This is a genomic window from Paenibacillus jepli (assembly GCF_047238105.1).
Lineage (GTDB): Bacteria > Bacillota > Bacilli > Paenibacillales > Paenibacillaceae > Paenibacillus_D.
Genome location: NZ_JBDFMD010000001.1, coordinates 38,785 through 60,965, shown reverse-complemented (window position 1 = coordinate 60,965; position 22,181 = coordinate 38,785). Strand labels below are relative to the sequence as shown.

The window sequence follows — 22,181 nt, the reverse complement described above, 5'->3', positions numbered from 1 at the left end:
CCGGACAAACGCAAAAACTTTAGAAAAAACAACGGTTTTTTCGAATTTTGCTTTGACCATTTTCGGTAAACAGGTTTATAATAATTCTATAACAGCGGAGTTAGATATTCAAATATCTTATCGAGGTGAACGTGAAAATGAGCAAACTTCCTTATGAAGTTCAGGTGGAGCCGGTAACCCCGCTTTCCATACTGTCTCCTGAAGGCGAAGTCGTTAATCCGGACTTAATGCCGGAGCTGACCGATGAGCAATTGAAAGAAATGATGTACCGTATGGTATTCACTCGTACATGGGATGAGCGCGCTGTCAATCTGGGTCGTCAAGGACGCCTCGGGTTCTATGCGCCGGTATCCGGACAAGAAGCATCGATGGTCGGCAGTGAATATGCGTTGAATAAAGACGACTTTATCTGCCCCGGCTATCGTGACATGCCGCAGATCGTCTGGCACGGATTGCCGCTGTACCAGGCGTTCCTATACTCCCGCGGTCATCAGCATGGCGGTCAGATCCCTGAGGATGTGCACGTGCTGATGCCGCAGATCATCATCGGCGCGCAGATCCTGCATGCGACCGGCGTTGCCATGGCATTCAAGAAGAAGGGCGAGCAGCGCGTCGCGATTACGTACACCGGCGACGGCGGATCGTCGGAAGGCGATTTCTACGAAGGACTTAACTTCGCTGGCGTCTTCAAGCTGCCGGTTATCTATGCGGTACAGAACAACGGCTATGCCATCACGACCCCTTTCTCCAAGCAAACAGCGGCCGAGTCGATCGCTCACAAGGCTGTAGCTGCAGGCATCAAAGGCGTACAAGTCGACGGCATGGATATCCTGGCTGTGTACAAAGCCGTGAAGGATGCTGCAGAGCGTGGACGCAACGGCGAAGGCGCGACACTGATCGAGATCCTGACTTACCGGTTCCGTCCGCACTCCATGGCCGATGACACTTCCAAATACCGTACCAAGGAAGAAGAGCAGGAATGGAGCCTGAAGGATCCGCTGGTTCGCTTTGGCAAGTACCTGGAGAGCAAAGGCCTCTGGTCCGAGGAAGACACCGCGCGTGTGAAGGAAGAGGCAAAAGCAACGGTCAATGAACAAATCAAAAAAGCTGAAGCTACGGAAAAGATGACGGTGGGCAGTCTGATCGATTCGATGTTCGAGACGACGCCGCAGCATCTCGAAGAGCAAAAAGCCGATTTTGAATAGGAGGAACCAGCGATCATGGCTCAAATGAATATGAAAGAAGCGATCCGCGACGCGATGCGCGTCGAGCTCAAAAAGGATCCTAACGTTTTGGTATTCGGCGAAGACGTAGGCAAAGTCGGCGGCGTATTCCGCGCCACCGAAGGACTGCAGGCCGAGTTTGGCGAAGAGCGCGTATTCGATACGCCGCTGGCTGAATCCGCCATCGGCGGTCTCGCTGTAGGTATGGGCATCCAGGGCTTCCGCCCGGTTGCCGAGATCCAGTTTGTCGGATTTATCTATGAAGCGCTGGACCAGATGTTCGTCCAGGCGGCCCGTATGCGTTACCGCTCCGGCGGACGCTACAACGCGCCGATCGTATTCCGTACGCCGTTTGGCGGCGGCGTCAAAGCTGCCGAGCTTCATACAGACTCCCTTGAAGGACTGGCTGTTCAGACACCAGGCATCAAAGTCGTCATTCCATCCAATCCTTATGACGCCAAAGGTCTCCTGATCTCTGCGATCCGCGACAACGATCCGGTATTCTTCATGGAGCATCTCAATCTGTACCACGCCTTCCGCGCCGATGTACCGGAGGAAGACTACACGGTCGAGATCGGCAAGGCCAATGTCGTACGCGAAGGCAGCGACATCACCATCCTTGCCTACGGCATGATGGTCCACACCGCAGTCAAGGCTGCCGAAGAGCTGGAGAAATCGGGTGTCAAAGCAGAGGTTATCGACCTCCGCACGCTGATGCCTCTTGACATCGACACCATCATCGCTTCGGTCCAAAAGACCAACCGCGCGATCGTCGTCCAGGAAGCCCAGAAGACATCCGGCATCGCTGCCGAAGTTATCGCCCAGATCAATGAGAAGGCGATCCTGCACCTGGAAGCGCCGGTACTGCGTGTTGCCGGACCAGACACCGTCTATCCGTTCGCCCAGGTCGAGGACGCTTGGCTCCCATCGCCGAAGCGGATTATCGCTGCGGTTAACAAAACACTTGAATTTTAAAAATGGTTTAATATTGCTATCATAGTGTAGTGGAGCCGTAGAGGGCGGAATTGTCCTGGAGAAGCGCAGCGCTCGCCTTTGTTCCCGGATTTATCCCGCTGTATGGGTTATCTAATCCAATAATCCGGGAACAACAGCGATCGGAGGGGCGGTCCGACCCGCGCAGGCCGACTGTCTCACTACGCGAACAAAAGTGTCTACATTAAGTAAGGAGGTAATCCATTTGGCCAAATTCGAATACCGGTTCCCCGAACTGGGAGAAGGCCTGCATGAAGGTGAGATCGTCAAGATCCACATCAAGCCGGGCGATAAAGTAACCGACGAAGATATTATCATGGACGTGCAGAACGATAAAGCGATCGTCGAAGTGCCATGTCCTGTAGAGGGCAAAGTGCTGGAAGTCCTCGTGAAGGACGGCCAGGTATGCCACGTCGGCGACGTCGTGGCGATCATCGATGCCGAAGGCGAGGTGCCGGATCAGACGCCAGCATCCGAGTCCGAATCCGCACCTAAGGAAGCGAAAGAACCGGAACCGACCGAGCTCCCCGAGGCCGAGGGATCCAAGACCGCTTCAGCAGACAAGGCAGACGGTTCCTCCGATAAGAGCGAATCCGACGATGCTGACAGCAAGGCGCTTGTCCTGGCTACACCTAGCGTGCGCAAGTACGGGCGCGAGAAGGGCGTAGAGCTGTCCAAAGTAAAAGGCACCGGCAAAAACGGCCGCATCACCCGCGAAGATATCGATCAATTCTCCGCAGGCGGAGCCGCTGAGGAGAAAGCTCCGGAAGCCGCTGCAGAGAGCAAGGGCGCGTCCAAACCGCAAGCGGCCGCTGTCCAAGGCGACCGTCCGGAAGAACGCGTACCGTTCAAAGGCATCCGCAAAGTCATCGCAGGCGCTATGGTCAAATCGGTCTATACGGCCCCCCATGTGACACATATGGATGAAGTCGATGTCACGGCGCTGGTCGAGCTGCGCACCAAAGGCAAGCCATTGGCCGAGAAGAAGGGTGTCAAGCTGACCTACTTGCCGTTTATCGTCAAAGCTCTGGTTGCTGCTCTGCGCGAATTCCCGATCATGAATTCCACGCTTGATGAAGCAAATCAGGAGATCGTATACAAGAAGTACTATAACATCGGCATCGCAGCCGATACCGACAATGGTCTGGTCGTGCCGGTTGTTCACGATGCGGATCGCAAGAGCATCTGGATGATCGCTGCCGATATTATGGATCTGGCTGGCAAGGCGCGTGACGGCAAGCTGTCCCCGAGCGAGATGAAGGGCGGCACGATGACCATTTCCAACATCGGCTCCGCTGGCGGCATGTTCTTCACCCCGGTCATCAACTTCCCTGAAGTGGCGATCCTGGGTACAGGACGGATCTCCGAGAAGCCGGTCGTCAAGAACGGCGAAGTCGTCGTTGCTCCAGTAATGGCCCTGTCTCTCAGCTATGACCATCGTCTCATCGACGGTGCTACGGCTCAAAACTGCATGAACTATATCAAGCAGCTGCTCGCTGATCCCGAGCTGCTCGTAATGGAGGTGTAATATCATGGTAGTAGGCGATGCTTCCCTGGATATTGACACATTAGTAATCGGAGCCGGTCCCGGCGGATACACCGCTGCGATCCGCGCTGCCCAGCTCGGACAAAAAGTGCTTGTCGTCGACAAGGAAAAAGTAGGCGGCGTCTGTCTTAACGTGGGCTGTATCCCGTCCAAAGCGCTGATCTCCGCTGCGCATCAGTACGAATCGATCTCCCATGCATCCGAGATCGGCATCGATGCCGGCAAGGTCAAAGTCGACTTCAGCAAAGTACAGGACTTCAAAAACGGTGTCGTGAAGAAGCTGACTGGCGGCGTAGCTTCCTTGCTGAAAGCCAATAAGGTTGATTTCTTCAACGGTGAAGTGATGTTCATCAACGAAAATGAAGCGCGTGTCTTCAATGACCAGGAATCCCCGCGCTACCGTTTCAAGAACTGCATCATCGCTACCGGATCGCGCCCGATCGAGCTGAAGCCGTTCCCGTTTGGCGGACGGATCATCTCCTCGACCGAAGCGCTGTCGCTGCCCGAAGTGCCGAAGAGCATGATCGTCGTCGGCGGCGGCTACATCGGTATCGAGCTCGGGCAGATGTACTCCAAGTTCGGTACCAAGGTAACTGTGGTGGAAGGACTCGATTCGATCCTGCCGGGCTTCGACGCCGAGATGTCCAAGCTGGTTGAGAAGAAGCTTAAAGGCCAAGGCGTAGAGATCTTCACTGGCGCCAAAGCAAACAGCGCAGAGCAATCCGACAAGGATGTGACGCTCAGCTTCACGGTAGGTGACGAAGAGAAACAATTGACTGCAGACTACCTGCTGGTCACTGTCGGCCGTCGGCCAAACACGGACGGCGAGCTGGGTCTGGACCTGATCGATATCAAAATGAACGAGCGCGGCTTCATCGAAGTCGACGACCAAGGCCGCACCAGCATCCCGCATATCTATGCGATCGGTGATATCGTCGCCGGCCCGGCGCTTGCTCACAAATCTTCGTACGAAGCGAAGGTTGCAGCCGAGTCTATCGCAGGTTTGCCGAGCAAGATTGATTACAAATGCATTCCGCTGGTCGTATTCTCGGATCCAGAGTGTGCCAGCGTAGGCTACAGCGAGAACGAAGCCAAAGAAAAAGGCCATAATGTGAAGATCGGCCGCTTCCCGTTCAACATCAATGGCCGCGCCTTGTCGCTTAACGCGACTGAAGGTTACGTCAAGATCGTCTCCGATGCCGACAACGGTCTTGTGCTGGGTGCGCAGATCGTCGGTCTGGAAGCATCCAACCTGATCGCTGAGCTGGGCTTGGCAATCGAGATGGGCGCTACCGTCGAAGATATCGCCCTGACGATTCACGCGCATCCGACGCTCGGCGAGATTCCGATGGAAGCAGCCGAAGTTGCGCTGGGCCACCCGATTCACACCTTCATTAAGAAATAATATAACGATGCCGATCAAGGCATAATCCGGATCCCCAAGCAGGTGCAGACAGGCTTTATGACGCTGTCTCCACTGCTTGGGGATTGTTGGTTCAAGGGGAAAAATGTCGCCTCTGACGAGCCAAACTATGTTATGATACAACTAGTATGAGAATAGAGAGGTGTCCGTTTGAGATCGTATCTTGATTTGCTCCGTGATATATTGGCGAACGGGGAAGAGCGGGACGACCGCACCGGCACCGGAACGCTGTCCGTATTCGGCCGCCAGCTGCGTTACGACTTGTCTGAGGGGCTCCCTGTCGTAACGACCAAGCGGATCCACATGAAGTCGGTTATCCATGAGCTGTTATGGTTCCTGAGCGGCGATACCAACGTCCGTTACCTGCAGGAGAACGGGGTACGGATCTGGAATGAATGGGCCGACGAGAACGGTGACCTGGGGCCGGTCTACGGCTCGCAGTGGCGCGCATGGCAGACCCCGGAAGGCAAGACGATCGACCAGATCGCGGAAGTGGTGCACAGTATCCGCAACAACCCCAATTCGCGCCGTCATCTGGTAAGTGCGTGGAATGTCAGCGAGATCGAGGGCATGAAGCTGCCGCCCTGCCACTATACTTTCCAGTTCTATGTCTCCAGAGGCAAGCTGTCCTGTCTGTTCAATATGCGCTCCTCCGATACCTTCCTTGGTCTGCCGTTCAATCTGGCACAGTATGCGCTGCTTACCCATATGATTGCTCAGCAATGTGATCTGGAGCCTGGCGAGCTGATCTATTCGGGTGCGGATGTGCACATCTATAAGGATCATCTGGAGCAAGTGAAGCTGCAGTTGACCCGTGAGCCGCTGCCGCTGCCGCGTCTGGTGCTCAAGCGCAAGCCGGACTCGATCTTCGATTATCGCTATGACGATTTCGAGCTAATCGGTTATGAGCATCATCCCGCGATTAAAGCAACTGTATCTGTGTAGCGATCCATATTCCACCAGAGGAGGTCCACATGACGATAACGATGATCGCCGCCATGGCCCGCAACCGGACGATCGGCAGAGACAATGATCTGCCGTGGCGGATCCCTGATGATATGGCTTATTTTAAACGCATGACGACCGGAACGACGGTGGTGATGGGGCGTAAGACGCTGGAGTCATTTGGCGGACCGCTCAAGAACCGGCGCAATGTCGTCCTTACCCGCAGCGACGATTTCCGCCAGGAGGGCTGCGAGATCGTGCATTCCGTCGAAGAGACGCTGGAGCGATTCCGCGGCGAGGATCTGATGATCATCGGCGGCGAGCAGATCTACCGGTTGTTCCTGCCTTATGCGGACCGCCTGCTGCTGACGGAGATCGAGGAGGATTTCGATGGCGATGCCCGTTTTCCCGAGTTCGATTCGAAGCAATGGGAGCAATCGCAGCGTGTGAAGGGCGTCCGCGATGAGAAGAACCCGTACGATTATTACTATACGACGTATATCAGACGTGGCGCGGCCGCCCTCTGATCCGAACAAATAGCGTCCAAGTGCAAATCATTGTGCGTAAAATCCATTCCTTTTCTAAGGACTTTCATGCTAAGATATTGTATTATAGTGTAAACCGGCTCTGATCGGTTTGGCCGTATGGCCCGCATTAACGGATGGAGGAAAGCGATCATGTCTACACCAACTGGATTTATGGAATATAAACGCGAACTCGCTGTAGACCGCGATCCGCTGGAGCGGATCAAGGACTGGGAAGAGTTCCACCTGCATATGTCGGAAGAGCAGCTGCGAACGCAAGGCGCACGCTGTATGGACTGCGGAACGCCGTATTGCCATACCGGCATCGAACTGGGCGGCTCGGTATCGGGCTGTCCAGTCAACAACCTGATCCCCGAATGGAACAATCTGATCTACCGCGGCCGCTGGAAGGAAGCGCTGGACCGTCTGCACATGACGAACAACTTCCCCGAGTTCACCGGCCGGGCATGTCCTGCGCCTTGCGAAGGCTCCTGTACGGTAGGTCTGATCGGCGACCCGGTCACGATCAAATCGATCGAGCAGGCGATCATCGACAAAGGCTTCGAGGAAGGCTGGGTCGTCCCTAGCCCGCCGCAGATGCGCACCGGCAAACGCGTCGCTGTCGTCGGATCCGGTCCGGCTGGACTGGCAGCCGCAGCACAGTTGAACAAAGCGGGTCACACCGTAACCGTATTTGAGCGCGCTGACCGGATCGGCGGACTGCTGATGTATGGCATCCCGACCATGAAGCTGGATAAAGGCATCGTCCAGCGCCGCGTCGACATCCTCGCTGCCGAAGGCATCGAGTTCGTCACGAATACCGAGATCGGCAAAGACATCGAGGCACAGAAGCTGATGTCCGATTTTGACGCTGTCGTCCTGTGCGGCGGCGCCACCAAAGCTCGCGAAGTCGCGATCGAAGGAAGCGAGCTGAACGGCGTTCATAAAGCGATGGATTACCTGAACGGTACCATCAAGAGCTATCTGGACTCCAATCTGGAGGACGGCAATTATATCTCCGCCAAAGACAAAAACGTCATCGTCATCGGCGGCGGCGATACCGGTACGGACTGTGTAGCGACGGCGCTGCGTCACGGCTGCAAATCCGTGACCCAGTTCGGTACAGTCGCCAAAGCGCCCCTGGAGCGCGATCCCATCAACAACCCGTGGCCGCAGTTCCCGCATGTCTATACCCTGGACTATGCACAGGAGGAGGCCAAAGCGTTGTATGGTGCCGATCCGCGTGCGTTCTCGGTGCTGACGAAGAAGTTTGTCGGCGACGAAAATGGCAACCTCAAAGAGCTGCATACCGTGCAGATCGAGCGTTATATCGATGAGGCCGGCCGCAAGATCTACAAGGAACTCCCAGGCACCGACAAAGTATGGCCGGCAGATCTCGTATTGATCGCCATCGGCTTCGAGGGTCCGGAGTCGGCGCTGATCGAACAGTTCGGCCTGGAGCAGGACCGCCGCACCAACGTCAAAGCGGCCTACGGCAAGTATACGACCAATGTGGACAAAGTGTTCGCGGCGGGTGACATGCGCCGTGGTCAAAGCTTGATCGTGTGGGCGATCAACGAAGGCCGGGAAGCCGCCAGAGAAGTAGACAAATATTTGATGGGCTCTACCGTATTGCCTTAACCGGCGGCCTTCTTCGGATCATGATATACATCAAAAGCGCCTCCGGGCGCTTTGTTTTTGTCCTTACAGGAAGGGGGATGTCGCTTGATCAGATACGGGTTGGACCGTGTAACGGAGCTCAAGTTTGCAGCCTTCCAGCCAAAGGTGGAGCGGCGGGACAGGCAATGGGTAGATATCGTCCTTCGGGTCGAGCTTCAGGAAGGAACGGACGAGCTGCCTGCAGACCTAATCGATCTGACCGCGCTTGTCATCTGCACGCATCACGGACAGATCGCCCAGATCGTCCCCCAGGACGAGGAATGCGATTGCGAGTATCAGTTTACTGCCGAAGAGAAGGCGCAGATCGCTTCATATATCGAGTCGCCGGATATGCAAGCGCGTATCCGCCAGGCGGCAGGCTGACAGGTCGCGATTAACTGAGTTGTAGAGAGGTGCGGGCGCCCAGTGAGAAGCGAAGCGAGTATCCTGACACCACAAGAGATGCAGACGATTCGGATGTATGTGCAGTCCAAATATGCAGGCGCGCCGCAGCGGCATCCCGAGATCTTCGCCGATGCGATCCGCCGTGTGCTGATGCGGGAGCTGCCGGAGCTGGCCGAGCCGCAGCGACAGGCGGTGGCAACTGCGCTGATCCGTGAACGTGTTCTTGGCGAACGCCGGGCAGTACGAACAGAAGATATCTGGCGGGCTACTCTGGCGGAGATGCCCGATCCCGGGGAAGAGGAACTGCAGGCGCTGCTGCGCTGGGCCCAGGCACGCGCAGCAGGCGAACTGAGCGAGCAGCAGCTGCGTGCAGCGATTCAAGAGGTGTCTTCTCCGGACCAGTGCAGCTGGTCGCTACTCGTTGGACGCACAGGCTTTCATGCTAGTGATGGTGATGCCGAGGTAACTGCGGCGGCAGGAAGCAACCCAATCTGGATCCCCCGCTGGCGGCAGCTGAAGTATGCAGTACTCAGCCTGCTCGTGATTGCAGCTGCCGCGATATACGCCTACAGTCCGGCTCCGGCGGGACCACTGCCGCCTGCGCTGCCCGATGAGCTCAAGCTGCGCCTGCCGCTGTCATACAGCTATGTTCCGGCACTCCCCGACGGGGTTGTCAATGAGCTGCCAGAGGAGCTGCGTTATGTACGGGTTGAAGAGAACAGGCTGCGGTCTTATCTGGAGAGCAGGAATTCGTTGCTAGCGGAGGAACCCTACTATCGGACGCTGATGGAGACGGCCTGGCGGTATGATATCCATCCGCTGCTGTTCTTCGCCATCACAGGACAAGAGCAAGGCTTTGTGCCGCGGGATCATCCCGAGGCCGCGCGGATCGCCAATAATCCCTTCAATGTGTTCCATAGCTGGCAGACCTATAACACGACGATCGATGACTCGGCTGATATCGCAGCCCGGACGGTGCTGCGCTGGGCCCGCGAGCGTCCTCCCCAGACTGATCCGCTGGAGTGGATCAACCGACGCTATGCGGAGGATCCGGGCTGGGCGGCCGGCGTGCGCCGTCTTTTCGAATCAATGCAGAGCTTTGGTGATTCATAATACATAAGCATTTCTCATTGCACGACTTCTAAGTACTGACTGTTAGCGGGGAGAGTGAGCCATGAAAACACTGATCATCGCCGAGAAACCGGACATGGGCCGGACGATAGCCGCCGTGCTGGAGCCCAAAGCGCGGAACAAGCGTACGCATCTCGAAGGCGATCGCTATATCATTACTTGGGCAATCGGGCATCTGGTCAGCCTGGCGGAGCCGGATCATTATGATCCCCGCTACAAGAAGTGGAAGGCGGAGGATCTGCCGATCATCCCCGACAAGTTCAAGCTGTGGCCGAATCCGCGCACCAAGGACCAGTTGAAGGTGATCGGCGAGCTGGCGAAGGGCTGCAGCGAGCTCGTCAACGCTTGTGATGCCGGGCGGGAGGGCCAGCTGATCTTCCACCTGATCCGCCAGCATCTGAAGCTGCGCCAGCCGGTGCAGCGGCTCTGGATCTCCGATCTCACACCCGAGACGATAAGGCGAGGCTTCGAGAGTCTGCGCAGCGATACGGAATACGATCCGCTCACCAGGGCCGCAAAGGCCCGCAGCGAAGCAGACTGGCTGATCGGGATGAACGCTTCCCGCGCCTTTACGATCAAGCACCGGAACCTGCTGTCGGTAGGCAGGGTGCAGACGCCCGTACTAGCGTTGCTCTACGACCGTCACCGGGAGATCCAGGCGTTCCAATCGGAGACGTACTATACGGTGCATGCCGTCTTCAAGCAGGACAAGCTGAGCTACAACGGGCTCTGGCAGGGTGAGCGGATCACCTCTCCAGAGCAAGCGGAAGCGCTGACTGCCAAGGTGAAGGGCAAACCGGGCGAGATCCTCTCCTATGAAGTGAAGGAGAGCAAGGAATATCCGTACCGGCTCCACGACCTGACCTTGCTGCAGCGTGAGGCCAATGGCCGCTACGGCTTCTCGGCCAAGAAGACGCTGGACATCGCGCAGGGGCTCTACGAGAAGCATAAGGTCATCACGTATCCGCGGACCAACTCCAACTATGTGACAGAGGAAAATCTGCCGGTCATGGCGAATGTGCTGAAGATGCTGGGTACAACAGGCGAATATGGCGAGCTGGCCGCAGGCGCCGACCGAGGCAGGGTGCACAAGGGCAATCGTGCAGTCTGCAATCCGTCCAAGGTAGAGGATCACCATGCGATCCTCCCGACGCCCAAAAAAGCCGGTCAGTTAAGTGCCGACGAGCAAAAGATCTACGATCTGATCGTCCGCCGGTTCTTGTCCCACTACTACCCGCCTGCGGTCTATAACAATCATGAAGTAATGACCAAGGTCGAGGAAGAGCTGTTCCGGACGAAGGTCAAGCAGCAGCTGGAGGCTGGCTGGAAGGTCGTCCAGCAGAGTCAGGAGAACGCCGAGACCTCTGGCAAGAGCAAGCGGAGGAAGCCGGCCAAGGATGACGAAGAGCAGGAAGAGGAGCTCGTGACGGAGGAGTTTCGCGTTGATAAGGACAAGCCCGTCCAGTGTGCGAAGGCAGAAGCGAGAGAGAAAGCGACGCAGCCGCCCAAGTCTTATACGGAGGGCACACTGCTCAAGGCGATGGAAACGGCGGGCAAGGCGATGGAGGACGAAGAGCTCAAAGAAGCGATGAAAGATACCGGACTGGGTACGCCGGCAACCCGGGCGGCGACGATCGAACGACTCAAGCAGGTCGGATATATTACGCTGAGCGGCAAGAAGCTGGATATAACCGTCAAAGGCTGCTCCGCCATCGAGCTGATCCGGGGCGCCGGGGTGGAGCTGCTCGCTTCGCCGGAGATGACGGGCCGTTGGGAGCAGCGGCTGCATCAGATCTCCAAAGATGAGGCTTCAGATGTCCAATTCATGGAGAAGGTGAAGGAATTCGCCGCCATGATCGTCGCCAAAGTGAGCTGCCAGCATCCGGCCCCGCCTTCGATGTTCGAAGGTGCTGAGCAAGGTGCGGGCGGCGGCCGCTCCAAACGGGGGCAGAGCCGCAGCAAAGTCGCCGCTGGTAGAAGCAGTGCGAGAACGCGGACAACGGGCCAGAGCACAGCTGCTTCCGGCTCGGCAAGCCGCGTTGCCCATGCTGCCGCAACAAAACCGGCAGGCGGGGGGCTGACGGCACTGGCCCCCTGTCCTCGCCGAGGCTGCAAAGGGCAGCTGATCGAGGGCAAGCGGGGCTTCGGCTGTACCCAGTATCGCGAAGGATGTACCTTCGTCATCTGGAAAGAGCAGCAGGGCAAGAAAATCTCACCTGCGATGATCAAGTCGCTCGTCCAAAAAGGCGAGACGGGTAAGCTTACCTTCAAACAGCAGAGCGGTGAAACCCGCAAAGGCAAGCTGGTGCTGACCAACCCGGAGAGCGGCGCGATCAGCATCAGATTGGAGTAGTCGGACCAAGGGGAGGAGGGTCACCATGAAGATCCGACAGCTTGGCGAACAGGAGAGAATGCCAATGGATCTTCTGTTGCTTGCAGATCCCTCGGAGAAACTTGTCCGAGACTATACGTGCCGAGGGAGTTGTTATGTCGCTGCAGACGAGCACACCATCATCGGTGTTTATGTGCTGCTGCCTACACGGCCAGATACGGTAGAGCTCGTCAATGTAGCCGTCGATGAAGCTCACCAGGGCCAAGGCATCGGCAAACGGCTCGTCCAGCATGCGGTGGAGCGGGCTCGTGAGTCAGGGTATGCAACAATCGAGGTAGGCACAGGCAATTCGGGCATGCTGCAGCTGGCGCTATATCAAAAATGCGGCTTTCGTATGGTCGGCATCGACCGGGATTTTTTTGTCCGGCATTACGAAGAACCGATCTACGAGAATGGCATCCAGGTCATCGATATGGTCCGTCTGGCACAGGACTTGCATCCCCGGAAGAACTAATGATTGCTCCTCCAGTTCGGGGAAGAGAACCTCAATCCCTAAAATCAACACGATAACGGCAAAAGGCCGGATTGACAGCTGAAGCTGCCAGTCCGGCCTTTTGGTCGTAGTACCGCGCAAGTCACTCGGATGGACGATGAACGTAACCGTGGATCGTATCGGGTACCTCGATGAGATGGTTCAGCGTGAAGAAGGCGCCGCGTGGCTGAACCTGAATCTCGATGACATTGTAAAGCCACTCAATAGCCGTCTTCATGTGTATCGCATGCAGACCGGCGGTCAGGGCGGGGACGACGTCGGTACGAATGGAGTTGCCAATCATCCACGTGTGGTCGCGGTCGAACGGACCACTGCTGATAATCTGCTCCAACGCTTCGTTATTCTTATGGCGGCGTACATAGATGCGGTTGTCGAAGTAACGTTGCAACTGCAGCCGCTCAATCTTGCGGTTCTGGATAAGCAGCTCGCCGCCGGTATACAGATGCAGCTCATGGCCGGAAGAGGCGAGCGCATCCAGTGTCTCCTGCATATGAGGATAAGGCTCGGCTTCCTGATCATACACGCTCTGTCCCAGCTTCCATAGCCAATTCTCCTCGGAGGTGTCATGGCGTCTGCCGGTCAGATCAGTGAAGAAGCGGTAGGTCTCAAGGAACGACTGTGGGAAATGGTCGCTCTTAAAGCCGAGCACATCGATACCTGCGATATCGATCTCCGTCTGCTTCTCGCGGATCGCTTCCTCCGTAACGCCGTCCGGTCCGAACCATAGCATCATGGCCTCTACGAAACGGTCGATGACCTGGTAGAAGTATTTGTTGCAATGAATTAATGTATCGTCGAGATCGAAAAGGATCGTCTGTTTCATAGCGGGTGCTCCTTATGCCAGGGTAGTGTCTCTCCCACCAATGTACCCCAACATCGGGCAGACAGTCAAACACGAGAGGGGAAACTAGGCATGCCTGAGCTTCTGCATGGCAAGGTTGTTCTTAATAAACGCAATCCGTCTGCGGACATAGAAATCATGACTATCGCCCTTGAGCTCGCGCGGAGTGACCACCCCGCCGTTGTCATTGTCGATAATGGTAAGCGTACCGTCCGAATAAAACTTAAACGTCAAATCCCGAAAAGGTCGATGCTTCTCAATAAACCGAAAGTTGTCGCAACTGCGCATGGTGATCCATCCTCCTTCAATATTCCAGTGTAAGAACGTCTGTTCTGTTTTTATTATAGCAAACATCTGTTCGTGTGGAAAGAATTATTTCTTTCGTCTAAACTAAGAAGGAGATTGACTGGCAAAGGAGCACCGGAGATGATCAAGGTAAAGCGAATGACCAAGAAAATACCAGGCGGGCCCAAGGTGCTGTCGGATATCAGCTTTGAGGCGTTCAATGGCGAGTTCATCGCGATCACCGGCACCAGCGGCAGCGGCAAGTCAATGCTGCTCAAATGTCTCGCGATGAGGGAGCAGTGGACGGGCGAGTACGTGGTGGACGGCGTAGACATCATGAGCAACAAATTTACCGGCACTCAAAAAGTGCGGCGTGAGTTCGCCTACCTTGAAGAAAAGCCTTTACTCAACCCGAACAAAACCGCCCTCAAAAATGTTCTCATCGGTTCCCGCTATCAAACCCCGCTATGGCGGATGGTGACCGGGATGGTCCGCAATGACGACCATATGGGCGCGATGGATATGATCGAGAAGGTAGGCCTGCTCGACAAAGCAGGACAAAAAACAGACAAGATGAGCGGCGGCGAGAAGCAGCGTGTGGCGATCGCCCGGGCGCTCGTCCATGGCGCCAAGGTGCTGCTGGCGGACGAACCGGTATCCGGCCTCGATCCCCACGCGGCTGAAGAAATTCTGAAGGATTTGAAAGCGCTGTGCAAGCAGCAGAGGATCATCGTTATCTGCGTCCTGCATCAATCAGACTGGGCCGAAAGATTCGCAGACCGGATATGGGGACTGAGCGGCGGCGAGCTGGTACTGGACGTAAGGGGACGCAGGCTCACGCAGCGCGAGAAAATGATGCTCTGACCTTGCGGAAACCTCCCCCGGTACCCGGGCATATAATAGAACATCCAACCAATAGGCAGGTGTCTATCATATGGCGTTTCAAGTACCGGCGGTTATCGTGCCGTCGCATATCACGTATCCCAAGATCGAGATCTGGCTGCCTGTCGTCCAGGGGCTGCCGGATCACGCGGCACGCAACCGGATCAACGAAGCCATCCGAACGGCAGCAGGCGCTCTGGCGGCTGAGCAGGGCAGTCTGGAGGATCCCAGATCCGAGATGCTCGGCTGGTTCGAGGTTAAGACCAATGAGAAAGGCGTGCTCAGCCTGTCGCTGTTCAATTACGCCTACACCGGCGGAGCGCACGGTCTCACCCTGCAGCGGTCGCTAACCTTCCTCACACACACGGGCGATCTATACACGCTGCCGCAGCTGTTCAAACCGGGCAGCGACTACGTGCGTCAACTTTCAACTATGATCAAGGCTCAGATCGAAGCCCGCCAAGTACCGGTGCTGCAGCCATTCGAGCGCATCCGGCCGGATCAGGACTTCTATATTGCTGACCGATCCCTCGTCATCTATTTTCAGATTTATGAGCTCACACCTTATGTATACGGCTTCCCTTATTTTCCGATCTCGGCCTACGCCCTCCAGGATATAATTGCTGAGGAGGGCCCTCTGGGACCGATGGTTGTCAATGATTGACCACCGCACTCCCCGTGAAGACTGCGTCTTCATGGGGAGTGTTTTTCTATGGACTGAAGTAAATAGAATTAAATTGTTTGAACAAAAGGAAAATTTTATTACATTCCCATTGAAAGAGCAGGAATTTGGGAAAAGTTGTCGAAAGTGATCTTCAACCTTTTTCAAAGGAGTTTTTATCCATGATTTACATATTTGCGTCAGTGCTGTTGCTGCTGCTCATATTGATGGTGCTCATGTACCGGTTTAACCGATTGCACCAATCTCCCGCTGCCGACGAATCAAAGGCCGCAGTGCGAGCGGAAAGGCCGCCTCCGGTGCGGCGGACAGATCCCGAAGCTGCCGAGATTTCGCGGAATGCTAAGGTTGCGCCAAGCAGTCGCGGCTCGGTGCTGATCGTCGATGATCAAGCAAAGATCCGGATGCTGCTGGTAGAGGTACTCTCCGCTTGCGGTTTGGAAGTTTATGAAGCGGCAGACGGTCCTGGTGCGATCCGGCTATTCGCCGACAATCCTGTCGATCTGGTATTGATGGATCTGAAGATGCCGGCGATGGACGGGTTCGAGACGCTGCTGCAGCTGCGGCGCATCAAGCCTGACCTGATGGCGGTGATGATCTCGGCGTACTGCGATCCCGAAGATCTCGAGAATGCAACTCAATTGGGCATCACCCAGTTCTTCAACAAGCCGTTTGATATCGACGACTTGAAGATGCATGTGCTCTGCCAGCTGGGCATGGACGGCCGTTAGGAGCTTGCCGGCTTGCACTGCGGGAATATCTGCAGTACGATAAGAAAAAGCCGGCATTGTTGCCGTTATTGTCCGGGAGGAAATCATGCCGTCCACTACAACGATCCAAGCGCTGTCGATCCTGATCTCCGGGATGGCAGGTGCCGTGATGATCCTGCTGCGTCTGCGGGCAGCCCGACAGCCCACCTCGCTCAAGAAGCTTGTCATCCCGCCGCTCGGCATGATGACGGGATTCATCATGTTTGCATTGCCAATGATGCATATCCCTTGGTTATGGGGGCTGTCCGCGTTTGGCACAGGCCTTCTGATCTTTTCCTTTCCCCTAATCGTGACGACAAGGCTCGCCCTCGTCAAAAGGGATATTTTTGTCATTCGATCCAAGGCGTTCATCCTGATCATGGTTTCGTTGTTCGCCCTGCGGCTATCGCTTCATCCGGTGGTGGAGAAGGTGATGACGATCCCTCAAACAGGGGCTATATTCTACCTGGTTGCCCTGGGGATGATCCTGCCCTGGCGTCTTGCCATGGTGAGCGAATATCTGCGCCTGATCCAACGACGAGCCGAATAAATGGAGCCGCTGCGCGAAGCCGGTGGTACTAGACCCTGCTCCTAACTACATAAAGTAGTGGTGGAGGTGGGGTCATCATGATCATATTTGCCGGGTTGTCCCTGTTCGCTGCAGCCTGTATCCTGGGTGTGCTTCTGGCCGCTGCGGCCCATCGGAGGATGCGCGCATCCGCTGCGCATGCCGTGCCGGCCGTCAATGGTTACCAGCAATACCTGGATGACAAACGGCAGCTTAATGCCGAGGGCTACGCCCAGCAGCTTCGCAGGCATCGGAGCGGCTTCAGCTCCTTTGCACTATCCTTTGCGACATTGTCCGTTATCAGCGGCGCCGTCCTTTATTATGGTCCGATCTACGAGCTGGCCGGTCCGTGGGCTTTTGGCATCGGGTTGCCGGCTGTTGCCATATGCGCAATCCTTACCAGCGCGGTCACAGCCGAGCTGGCTTCAGCTGTGCCCGCTGCGGGGGGTGTCTATCAGTGGGCGCGGAAGCTCGGCGGGCGGCGCTGGGGACGATATACGCTTCTTCTGCGCACGTTCAGCGACCTGTGTCTGTTGCTCCTGCTGGGCGGGGCTGCGGCTGTCATGCTCGACGCGGCGGTCTCCCGCTGGATCGGCTATCCTCCGGGCGTCTGGAGCCTGCTGCTCTGGATGCTCGCTCTCCTGGCGGTGCAAACGCTGCTGGCCGTCAGATCGCTCCGCGGCAGCAGCCTCGCGCTATCAGGCGGAGCCTGGCTGCAGGTAGCGCTGGTAGCGGCGATCGTCACCGGGCTGATCTTCCTGTTCGAACCCGGCCTGCAGCCTGCAGCCTATCTGTTCTCTGCCGGTACCCACGGCAACGGCGATTATAGCTGGCTCCAGCTGGCTGCTGCGCTCATCCTGCTGCAGCGGTTGTTCATTGGCTCAGACTCGGCGTCGTCCGCGACAGAGGAGATCCAGAGCCCTTCTGTTAATGTGCCGTGGGGCATGTATTCCAGCACGGTGTACGGCTTTGTCTTTGCCTATGTGCTCTGTGTGTTCGTGACACTCTCGATTATGGATATCGCCGGGATAAGCGGCAGCGGAAATCTGTTCCTGGCGTTGATCGCCAATCTGTGGGGCTGGCTAAGCCCGGTAATTGCCCCCTTGATATACGTCGGAGCCGTCTTATGCCTTTGGTTAAGCGGTCTGGGGGTATTGACGTCGGCCAGCAGGCAATGGTTCGCTTATCTCAGGGATGGCAGCTCGGCATGGAGCCGTTGGCTGCAGCATATCGACAGCCGTCGCCAGACACCGCAGCGGCTTCTGATATTGCTCGCTGCGGCCGCAGCGGCAATGATGTTTGCGCTTGCCCTTTGGCGACCCTGGGAGGCTGCAGCGACGAGCAGGCTCATCTATGTGAGTGCCATGAGCTCCGTTGCCTTCAACCTCTCGCTGGCGATCCCGATTGGTCTTCGTCTATCACGGCATCGGCGTGTAATACATGGATCCAGGAAGGCGCCAGCAGCGTCGGGGCCGCCGCGCTGGCAGCTTGGCCGGCTAAGCCGGCCGCTGCAGGCCGTAGCGCTGCTGTGGCTGCTCGGATCCGCAGCAGGGGCAGCGCTGCTGCTCGCGCCGCTTGCCGGTCTTCATGCGCTGTTGGCTGTACTGACACTGCTGCTCGTCTGGCCCCTCAGGCGTCTCATCGATCGGAGGGTAAGACTGGTACAGCCCGCCAGCCATCAGGAATTACTGGCGCAGGAACGGAGCTACAGGCAGCTTTAGGGCTGCCTGTTTGCTTGCAGGCAGCAGACAGTCTTATAATACAACTACAAGACACATCAGCCGTTCGGGCTGCGTGTTACATAGGAAGTTGAATGACAGTTGAGACGGAACGGAGGCAGGACGATGTCGGAGACTCTTGGGTTAATCCATGCGGTACAGGTTGGCGAACCTGGGCAGATGAAGCATGGGAGCAAGGCTGTGGCGACGGCCATCGTGAAACGAAAGGTCGCAGGGCCGCGCCGGGTAGGGAAGCTGGGGCTGCCTGGTGATGGCCAGGCGGACCTGGTGAACCACGGCGGCGCCGATAAAGCGGTCTGCGTCTATTTCAGCAAGCATTATCCGTATTGGCGGCACTGGCTGGACAAGCCGCTGGGCGACAGTCCATTCGGCGAGAATCTGACGATCGACGGCGGCGATGAGACGATGATCTGTATCGGGGATGTGCTGCGGATCGGCAGCGCCGCTGGGCCGCTGGTGCAGGTAACACAGCCGAGAGTGCCCTGCTTCAAGCTGGGACTGAGGCATGAGCAACCGCAGCTGCCGGCGCAGGTGCTGCAGACGGGATACAGCGGGTTCTACCTTCGTGTGCTGACCGAAGGCGAGGTCGAAGCGGGGGATGCTGTCGTCTTCGAACGCCGCGATCCTGCGGGTGTCACTGTCGCTGAAGCGCTGCGGATTATGATGATCGAACGGGAGGATTGGGATGGGGCACGGCGCTTGCTGGCGATCGATGCGCTCGCAGAGAGCTGGCGGGAGATGGCGCTCAAGCGGCTGGCCAAGGCGCCGGGACAGGAAAAGGAGAGATAGGGATGGATAGAACAGTGTGGATTACGGGAGCTGCGGGCGGCATCGGCCGTAAGCTTGGCGAGGCATACCTGGATGCCGGATACCGGGCCGTCCTGACCGATCTGGATCATGAAGGATTGACAGCATGGACAGGCCAACTGGCATTGAGGTGGGGGAGCGAGCGGGTTCTGGCAGTCCCGGCTGACCTAAGCGACCCCGAGCAGATCACGGAGTTGGCCAGGCAAGCACTGGATTGGTCGCCTCATGTCGACGTGCTGATCAACAACGCCGGCTTCGGCATCACGAAGCCGCTCTTCGAGTTGACCTGGCAGGAGTGGGACCGGGTGGTCCAGACCAACCTGAGAGGCGCGTTCCTGTGCGCCAAGGAAGCGGCAGGTGTCATGCGCAGCCGCGGCGAAGGCGGCAGCATCGTAAATATCGCCTCGACTCGGGCGCTCATGTCCGAGCCGGATACCGAAGCCTACGCGGCCTCTAAAGGCGGGCTGACGGCGCTGACGCACGCGCTGGCGGCCTCGTTGTCGCCTTACAGGATCACCGTTAACTGCATCAGCCCCGGCTGGATCGAGACAGGCGACCGCTCGCAGCTGCGGGAGCAGGATCACAGCCAGCATCTGTCAGGACGCGTCGGTCACCCTGCGGATATCGCCCGCGCTTGCCTGTATCTCACCGATCCGGGCAATGACTTCGTCACGGGCGTCAATCTGGTCGTGGATGGCGGGATGACGCGCAAAATGATCTATGAACCTTAAGACACAATTATAGGCGACACGATAGGAGGAAGCCTCGCTTGCCAAGCAAAACAGAACCTGCCCTGCCCGCATTCCTGGAGCAGTACGACTGGAACGGACCATGGCAGGCACACATCGCCGAGAGCGGTATGAATAATACGACCCGGATGATTACCTGCGGCAGCGCCCGCTTCGTCCTGAGGATCTATGACAATCACAAGGACAGCCACAAAGTGCTGCTCGAGCATGCGATCCTGGGCGCGCTGGCCCAGAAGCCGCCTGAGGGTATTCTGGTGCCGGTGCCGGTTCGCAACCGCGATGGCGGTACGGTAACGGTCGGCCCGGCGGACAAGCTGGCGGCGCTGTATCATTACATCCCGGGCGAGCGCGCCTCATCTGCTCATCCGCAGCATGTGGCCGGTCTTGGTCACGCCACGGGGCTGATCACCCAGTCGCTGGCGGAGATCGAGTGCCGCTGCAGCCGATCTATCAGCCCTATTACCGGCTGGAGGACGAGTATCGGCAGTTGGATGACAAACGTCTGCACGCACTGCTCCAGCAGGACGAGCAATTGGTGGCCAAGCAGCCGCTAGTGGAACGGCTGCAGCGCGAACGCCTGGCGATATCGGCGTTGACCGGCGAGATGGCCAGTTTGCCGATGCAGTGGATTCACGGCGACCTGGTGTTCAACAACGCGCTAGCCGCCGGCGATGACGTCATCGCCATCCTCGATTTTGAATACTGCACGCAAGATCTGCGGGCCATGGAGCTGGCAGTGGTATTGGCCGAGTTTGTCGGCGCTGACGGCGAGCAGTCGCTGCTCCAGATGGAGCGTTTTATCGGCGGCTATCGCAAGGAAGTCGAGCTGCTTCCCGAGGAGCGGGCCATGCTGCCGGCGCTCATCAAGCTGCGCATGCTGGACGTATGGCTGCATTTTGCCCACAGATATGACGAAGGGCTCGACGAAGCCGGCGTCTGGAGCGGGCAGATCGCCAGGGCGGCCGAGGTCTGTACGTGGGTCGACCGCTGCGAGGAGCGCCTGCTGGGGTTATTGGATTAGGAATCCGGTGAAATACGAGCTAATCGAATAAGAGAATCATACCGTTTCTGATAGTTGAATTGGAACCGCTCATGCGCGCCGGGCCGCAAGATGAGCCGCGATCTTGCGGCCGTGGAACCGTCCGGTCTCGATGAAGATCTCGTTGGCTTCGTGACGCGAAGCGACGACGCCTGCCAGATAGATGCCCGGCACATTGGTCTCCATCGTCTCCTCGTGGAAGAAGGGATAACCCTCAGGTTCGATAGCTACGCCGGCATGAGTTAGGAATTCACGGTCCGGGTGGAAGCCGGTCAGTGCCAGCACGAAGTCGTTGGGCAGCGCCGAGCGGCTGCCGCTCCCGTCCTCGACGATGACTTCCCGCTCGGTGATCGCCACTACCCTGGAAGCGAAGCGAAAGGCGATGCGGCCTTTGGCCACCATGCTCTCGAACGTCGGCAGCACCCAAGGCTTGATGCTCGGCGAGTAGCCTTCACCGCGATAGACGACAGTGACGTGAGCACCGACCCGCTCCAGCTCCAGCGCAGCATCAATCGCCGAGTTGCTGCCGCCGATGATCACTACCTCCATGCCGGTATAAGGATGGGCTTCGCGGAAAAAGTGGCTGACCTTCTCCAGCTCTTCACCAGGAATGCCCAGCATATTGGGCTGGTCAAAATAGCCGGTGGCAACCACGACACTCCCGGTCCGGAAGGTAGACGGTTCACCGAACCGGTTCACCGTGGCCAGCTCGAAGCCGCCGTCTGCGGGCGTGATGCCAAGCACGGTCTCATAGGGACGGATCCGTACATTGCGCCTTAATGCGATCGTACGGTAGTAATTCAGCGCTTCCAGGCGAGAAGGTTTGTCCTGGGCGGTGGTGAACGGAACGCCGCCGATCTCCAGCAGCTCCGGCGAGCTGAAGAACTGCATGTAGACAGGGTATTGGGAAATCGAATGGACGACGTTGCGCTTCTCGATGATGAGCGGCTCCAGGCCGATCTCCTGCAGCTCCAGCGCTGCAGCCAGACCGCAGGGACCCGCACCGATAATGATGACTTGTTCCTGTTGCATGCATGCCTCCTGATATAAAAACGATTGCTTCCATTGTATCCAATCCGCACCCGCCAAGCAATTGTCATCCGCAGAAG

General features: G+C 57.3%; 21 protein-coding genes and 1 pseudogene. 19 read left to right on the top strand and 3 right to left on the bottom strand.

Annotated features, from left to right (window positions below; translation table 11 throughout):
- The first annotated feature begins 137 nt into the window (after positions 1–137).
- The 11 genes from pdhA (at position 138) to ABC336_RS00255 (ending at position 12,695) form a co-directional block, all read left to right on the top strand.
- A complete protein-coding gene (gene pdhA / locus ABC336_RS00305; protein ID WP_413236751.1) occupies positions 138–1,205 on the top strand; it encodes a pyruvate dehydrogenase (acetyl-transferring) E1 component subunit alpha in 1,068 nt (355 codons plus the stop codon).
- A gap of 15 nt (positions 1,206–1,220) precedes the next feature.
- The gene (locus tag ABC336_RS00300; RefSeq protein ID WP_413236750.1) at positions 1,221–2,198 is read left to right on the top strand and encodes an alpha-ketoacid dehydrogenase subunit beta; all 978 of its coding nucleotides are present in this window, start codon (positions 1,221–1,223) and stop codon (positions 2,196–2,198) included.
- A 223-nt stretch (positions 2,199–2,421) separates the two neighbouring features.
- Positions 2,422–3,744, top strand: coding sequence for a dihydrolipoamide acetyltransferase family protein (locus tag ABC336_RS00295; protein WP_413236749.1), 1,323 nt, complete (start codon positions 2,422–2,424; stop codon positions 3,742–3,744).
- A gap of 4 nt (positions 3,745–3,748) precedes the next feature.
- Positions 3,749–5,167 carry a dihydrolipoyl dehydrogenase gene (gene lpdA / locus ABC336_RS00290; RefSeq protein WP_413236748.1) on the top strand — a complete coding sequence of 473 codons (1,419 nt, stop codon included), beginning with the start codon at positions 3,749–3,751 and terminating at the stop codon, positions 5,165–5,167.
- Between the two features lie 168 nt (positions 5,168–5,335).
- Complete coding sequence (locus ABC336_RS00285) at positions 5,336–6,130, top strand: thymidylate synthase (protein WP_413236747.1); 795 nt, start codon at positions 5,336–5,338, stop codon at positions 6,128–6,130.
- Positions 6,131–6,159: 29 nt separating this feature from the next.
- Positions 6,160–6,657 (top strand): dihydrofolate reductase, encoded by a 498-nt coding sequence (locus tag ABC336_RS00280; protein WP_413236746.1) that lies wholly within the window; start codon positions 6,160–6,162, stop codon positions 6,655–6,657.
- A gap of 150 nt (positions 6,658–6,807) precedes the next feature.
- Positions 6,808–8,295 (top strand): glutamate synthase subunit beta, encoded by a 1,488-nt coding sequence (locus ABC336_RS00275; protein ID WP_413236745.1) that lies wholly within the window; start codon positions 6,808–6,810, stop codon positions 8,293–8,295.
- Positions 8,296–8,379: 84 nt separating this feature from the next.
- A complete protein-coding gene (locus tag ABC336_RS00270) occupies positions 8,380–8,697 on the top strand; it encodes a hypothetical protein (protein ID WP_413236744.1) in 318 nt (105 codons plus the stop codon).
- A 42-nt stretch (positions 8,698–8,739) separates the two neighbouring features.
- Positions 8,740–9,831 (top strand): hypothetical protein, encoded by a 1,092-nt coding sequence (locus ABC336_RS00265; RefSeq protein ID WP_413236743.1) that lies wholly within the window; start codon positions 8,740–8,742, stop codon positions 9,829–9,831.
- Between the two features lie 61 nt (positions 9,832–9,892).
- Positions 9,893–12,202, top strand: a complete 2,310-nt coding sequence (locus ABC336_RS00260) for a type IA DNA topoisomerase (protein WP_413236742.1) — start codon at positions 9,893–9,895, stop codon at positions 12,200–12,202.
- Between the two features lie 25 nt (positions 12,203–12,227).
- Positions 12,228–12,695, top strand: coding sequence for a GNAT family N-acetyltransferase (locus tag ABC336_RS00255; protein ID WP_413236741.1), 468 nt, complete (start codon positions 12,228–12,230; stop codon positions 12,693–12,695).
- Positions 12,696–12,816: 121 nt separating this feature from the next.
- Here ABC336_RS00255 and ABC336_RS00250 read toward each other — a convergent pair whose 3' ends face one another.
- Together ABC336_RS00250 and ABC336_RS00245 are read right to left on the bottom strand one after the other, a co-directional pair.
- Positions 12,817–13,557, bottom strand: a complete 741-nt coding sequence (locus ABC336_RS00250; protein WP_413236740.1) for an HAD family hydrolase — start codon at positions 13,555–13,557, stop codon at positions 12,817–12,819.
- An 84-nt stretch (positions 13,558–13,641) separates the two neighbouring features.
- Entirely contained in the window at positions 13,642–13,863 is a 222-nt protein-coding gene (locus tag ABC336_RS00245) for a hypothetical protein (protein WP_413236739.1), read from the bottom strand.
- Positions 13,864–14,001: 138 nt separating this feature from the next.
- Between ABC336_RS00245 and ABC336_RS00240 the strand changes: the two genes are divergently transcribed.
- The 8 genes and pseudogenes from ABC336_RS00240 to ABC336_RS00205 all read left to right on the top strand — a co-directional run bounded on the left by ABC336_RS00240 (position 14,002) and on the right by ABC336_RS00205 (position 21,054).
- Positions 14,002–14,724, top strand: a complete 723-nt coding sequence (locus ABC336_RS00240; protein WP_413236738.1) for a phosphonate ABC transporter ATP-binding protein — start codon at positions 14,002–14,004, stop codon at positions 14,722–14,724.
- 70 nt (positions 14,725–14,794) lie between these two features.
- Entirely contained in the window at positions 14,795–15,406 is a 612-nt protein-coding gene (locus ABC336_RS00235; protein ID WP_413236737.1) for a DUF3298 and DUF4163 domain-containing protein, read from the top strand.
- A 179-nt stretch (positions 15,407–15,585) separates the two neighbouring features.
- Positions 15,586–16,152 carry a response regulator gene (locus tag ABC336_RS00230; RefSeq protein ID WP_413236736.1) on the top strand — a complete coding sequence of 189 codons (567 nt, stop codon included), beginning with the start codon at positions 15,586–15,588 and terminating at the stop codon, positions 16,150–16,152.
- Between the two features lie 85 nt (positions 16,153–16,237).
- Positions 16,238–16,720, top strand: a complete 483-nt coding sequence (locus tag ABC336_RS00225) for a CcdC family protein (RefSeq protein WP_413236735.1) — start codon at positions 16,238–16,240, stop codon at positions 16,718–16,720.
- A 77-nt stretch (positions 16,721–16,797) separates the two neighbouring features.
- Positions 16,798–18,459, top strand: a complete 1,662-nt coding sequence (locus tag ABC336_RS00220; RefSeq protein WP_413236734.1) for an APC family permease — start codon at positions 16,798–16,800, stop codon at positions 18,457–18,459.
- A 123-nt stretch (positions 18,460–18,582) separates the two neighbouring features.
- Positions 18,583–19,266: an MOSC domain-containing protein gene (locus ABC336_RS00215; RefSeq protein ID WP_413236733.1), complete on the top strand. Its 684-nt coding sequence runs from the start codon at positions 18,583–18,585 to the stop codon at positions 19,264–19,266.
- 2 nt (positions 19,267–19,268) lie between these two features.
- Entirely contained in the window at positions 19,269–20,015 is a 747-nt protein-coding gene (locus ABC336_RS00210; RefSeq protein ID WP_413236732.1) for an SDR family NAD(P)-dependent oxidoreductase, read from the top strand.
- 128 nt (positions 20,016–20,143) lie between these two features.
- Positions 20,144–21,054 (top strand): annotated as a pseudogene (locus ABC336_RS00205) (phosphotransferase).
- A 69-nt stretch (positions 21,055–21,123) separates the two neighbouring features.
- Here the strand turns inward: ABC336_RS00205 and ABC336_RS00200 are convergent.
- The gene (locus ABC336_RS00200; protein WP_413236731.1) at positions 21,124–22,104 is read right to left on the bottom strand and encodes a YpdA family putative bacillithiol disulfide reductase; all 981 of its coding nucleotides are present in this window, start codon (positions 22,102–22,104) and stop codon (positions 21,124–21,126) included.
- Positions 22,105–22,181 lie beyond the last annotated feature (77 nt).

Bases quoted from the DNA above. Each gene is read 5' to 3' on its own strand.
- pdhA (WP_413236751.1), top strand. From the start codon at position 138: ATGAGCAAACTTCCTTATGAAGTTCAGGTGGAGCCGGTAACCCCGCTT.
- ABC336_RS00300 (WP_413236750.1), top strand. From the start codon at position 1,221: ATGGCTCAAATGAATATGAAAGAAGCGATCCGCGACGCGATGCGCGTC.
- lpdA (WP_413236748.1), top strand. From the start codon at position 3,749: ATGGTAGTAGGCGATGCTTCCCTGGATATTGACACATTAGTAATCGGA.
- ABC336_RS00280 (WP_413236746.1), top strand. From the start codon at position 6,160: ATGACGATAACGATGATCGCCGCCATGGCCCGCAACCGGACGATCGGC.
- ABC336_RS00275 (WP_413236745.1), top strand. From the start codon at position 6,808: ATGTCTACACCAACTGGATTTATGGAATATAAACGCGAACTCGCTGTA.
- ABC336_RS00260 (WP_413236742.1), top strand. From the start codon at position 9,893: ATGAAAACACTGATCATCGCCGAGAAACCGGACATGGGCCGGACGATA.
- ABC336_RS00255 (WP_413236741.1), top strand. From the start codon at position 12,228: ATGAAGATCCGACAGCTTGGCGAACAGGAGAGAATGCCAATGGATCTT.
- ABC336_RS00250 (WP_413236740.1), bottom strand. From the start codon at position 13,557: ATGAAACAGACGATCCTTTTCGATCTCGACGATACATTAATTCATTGC.
- ABC336_RS00245 (WP_413236739.1), bottom strand. From the start codon at position 13,863: ATGCGCAGTTGCGACAACTTTCGGTTTATTGAGAAGCATCGACCTTTT.
- ABC336_RS00240 (WP_413236738.1), top strand. From the start codon at position 14,002: ATGATCAAGGTAAAGCGAATGACCAAGAAAATACCAGGCGGGCCCAAG.
- ABC336_RS00235 (WP_413236737.1), top strand. From the start codon at position 14,795: ATGGCGTTTCAAGTACCGGCGGTTATCGTGCCGTCGCATATCACGTAT.
- ABC336_RS00230 (WP_413236736.1), top strand. From the start codon at position 15,586: ATGATTTACATATTTGCGTCAGTGCTGTTGCTGCTGCTCATATTGATG.
- ABC336_RS00225 (WP_413236735.1), top strand. From the start codon at position 16,238: ATGCCGTCCACTACAACGATCCAAGCGCTGTCGATCCTGATCTCCGGG.
- ABC336_RS00220 (WP_413236734.1), top strand. From the start codon at position 16,798: ATGATCATATTTGCCGGGTTGTCCCTGTTCGCTGCAGCCTGTATCCTG.
- ABC336_RS00215 (WP_413236733.1), top strand. From the start codon at position 18,583: ATGTCGGAGACTCTTGGGTTAATCCATGCGGTACAGGTTGGCGAACCT.
- ABC336_RS00210 (WP_413236732.1), top strand. From the start codon at position 19,269: ATGGATAGAACAGTGTGGATTACGGGAGCTGCGGGCGGCATCGGCCGT.
- ABC336_RS00200 (WP_413236731.1), bottom strand. From the start codon at position 22,104: ATGCAACAGGAACAAGTCATCATTATCGGTGCGGGTCCCTGCGGTCTG.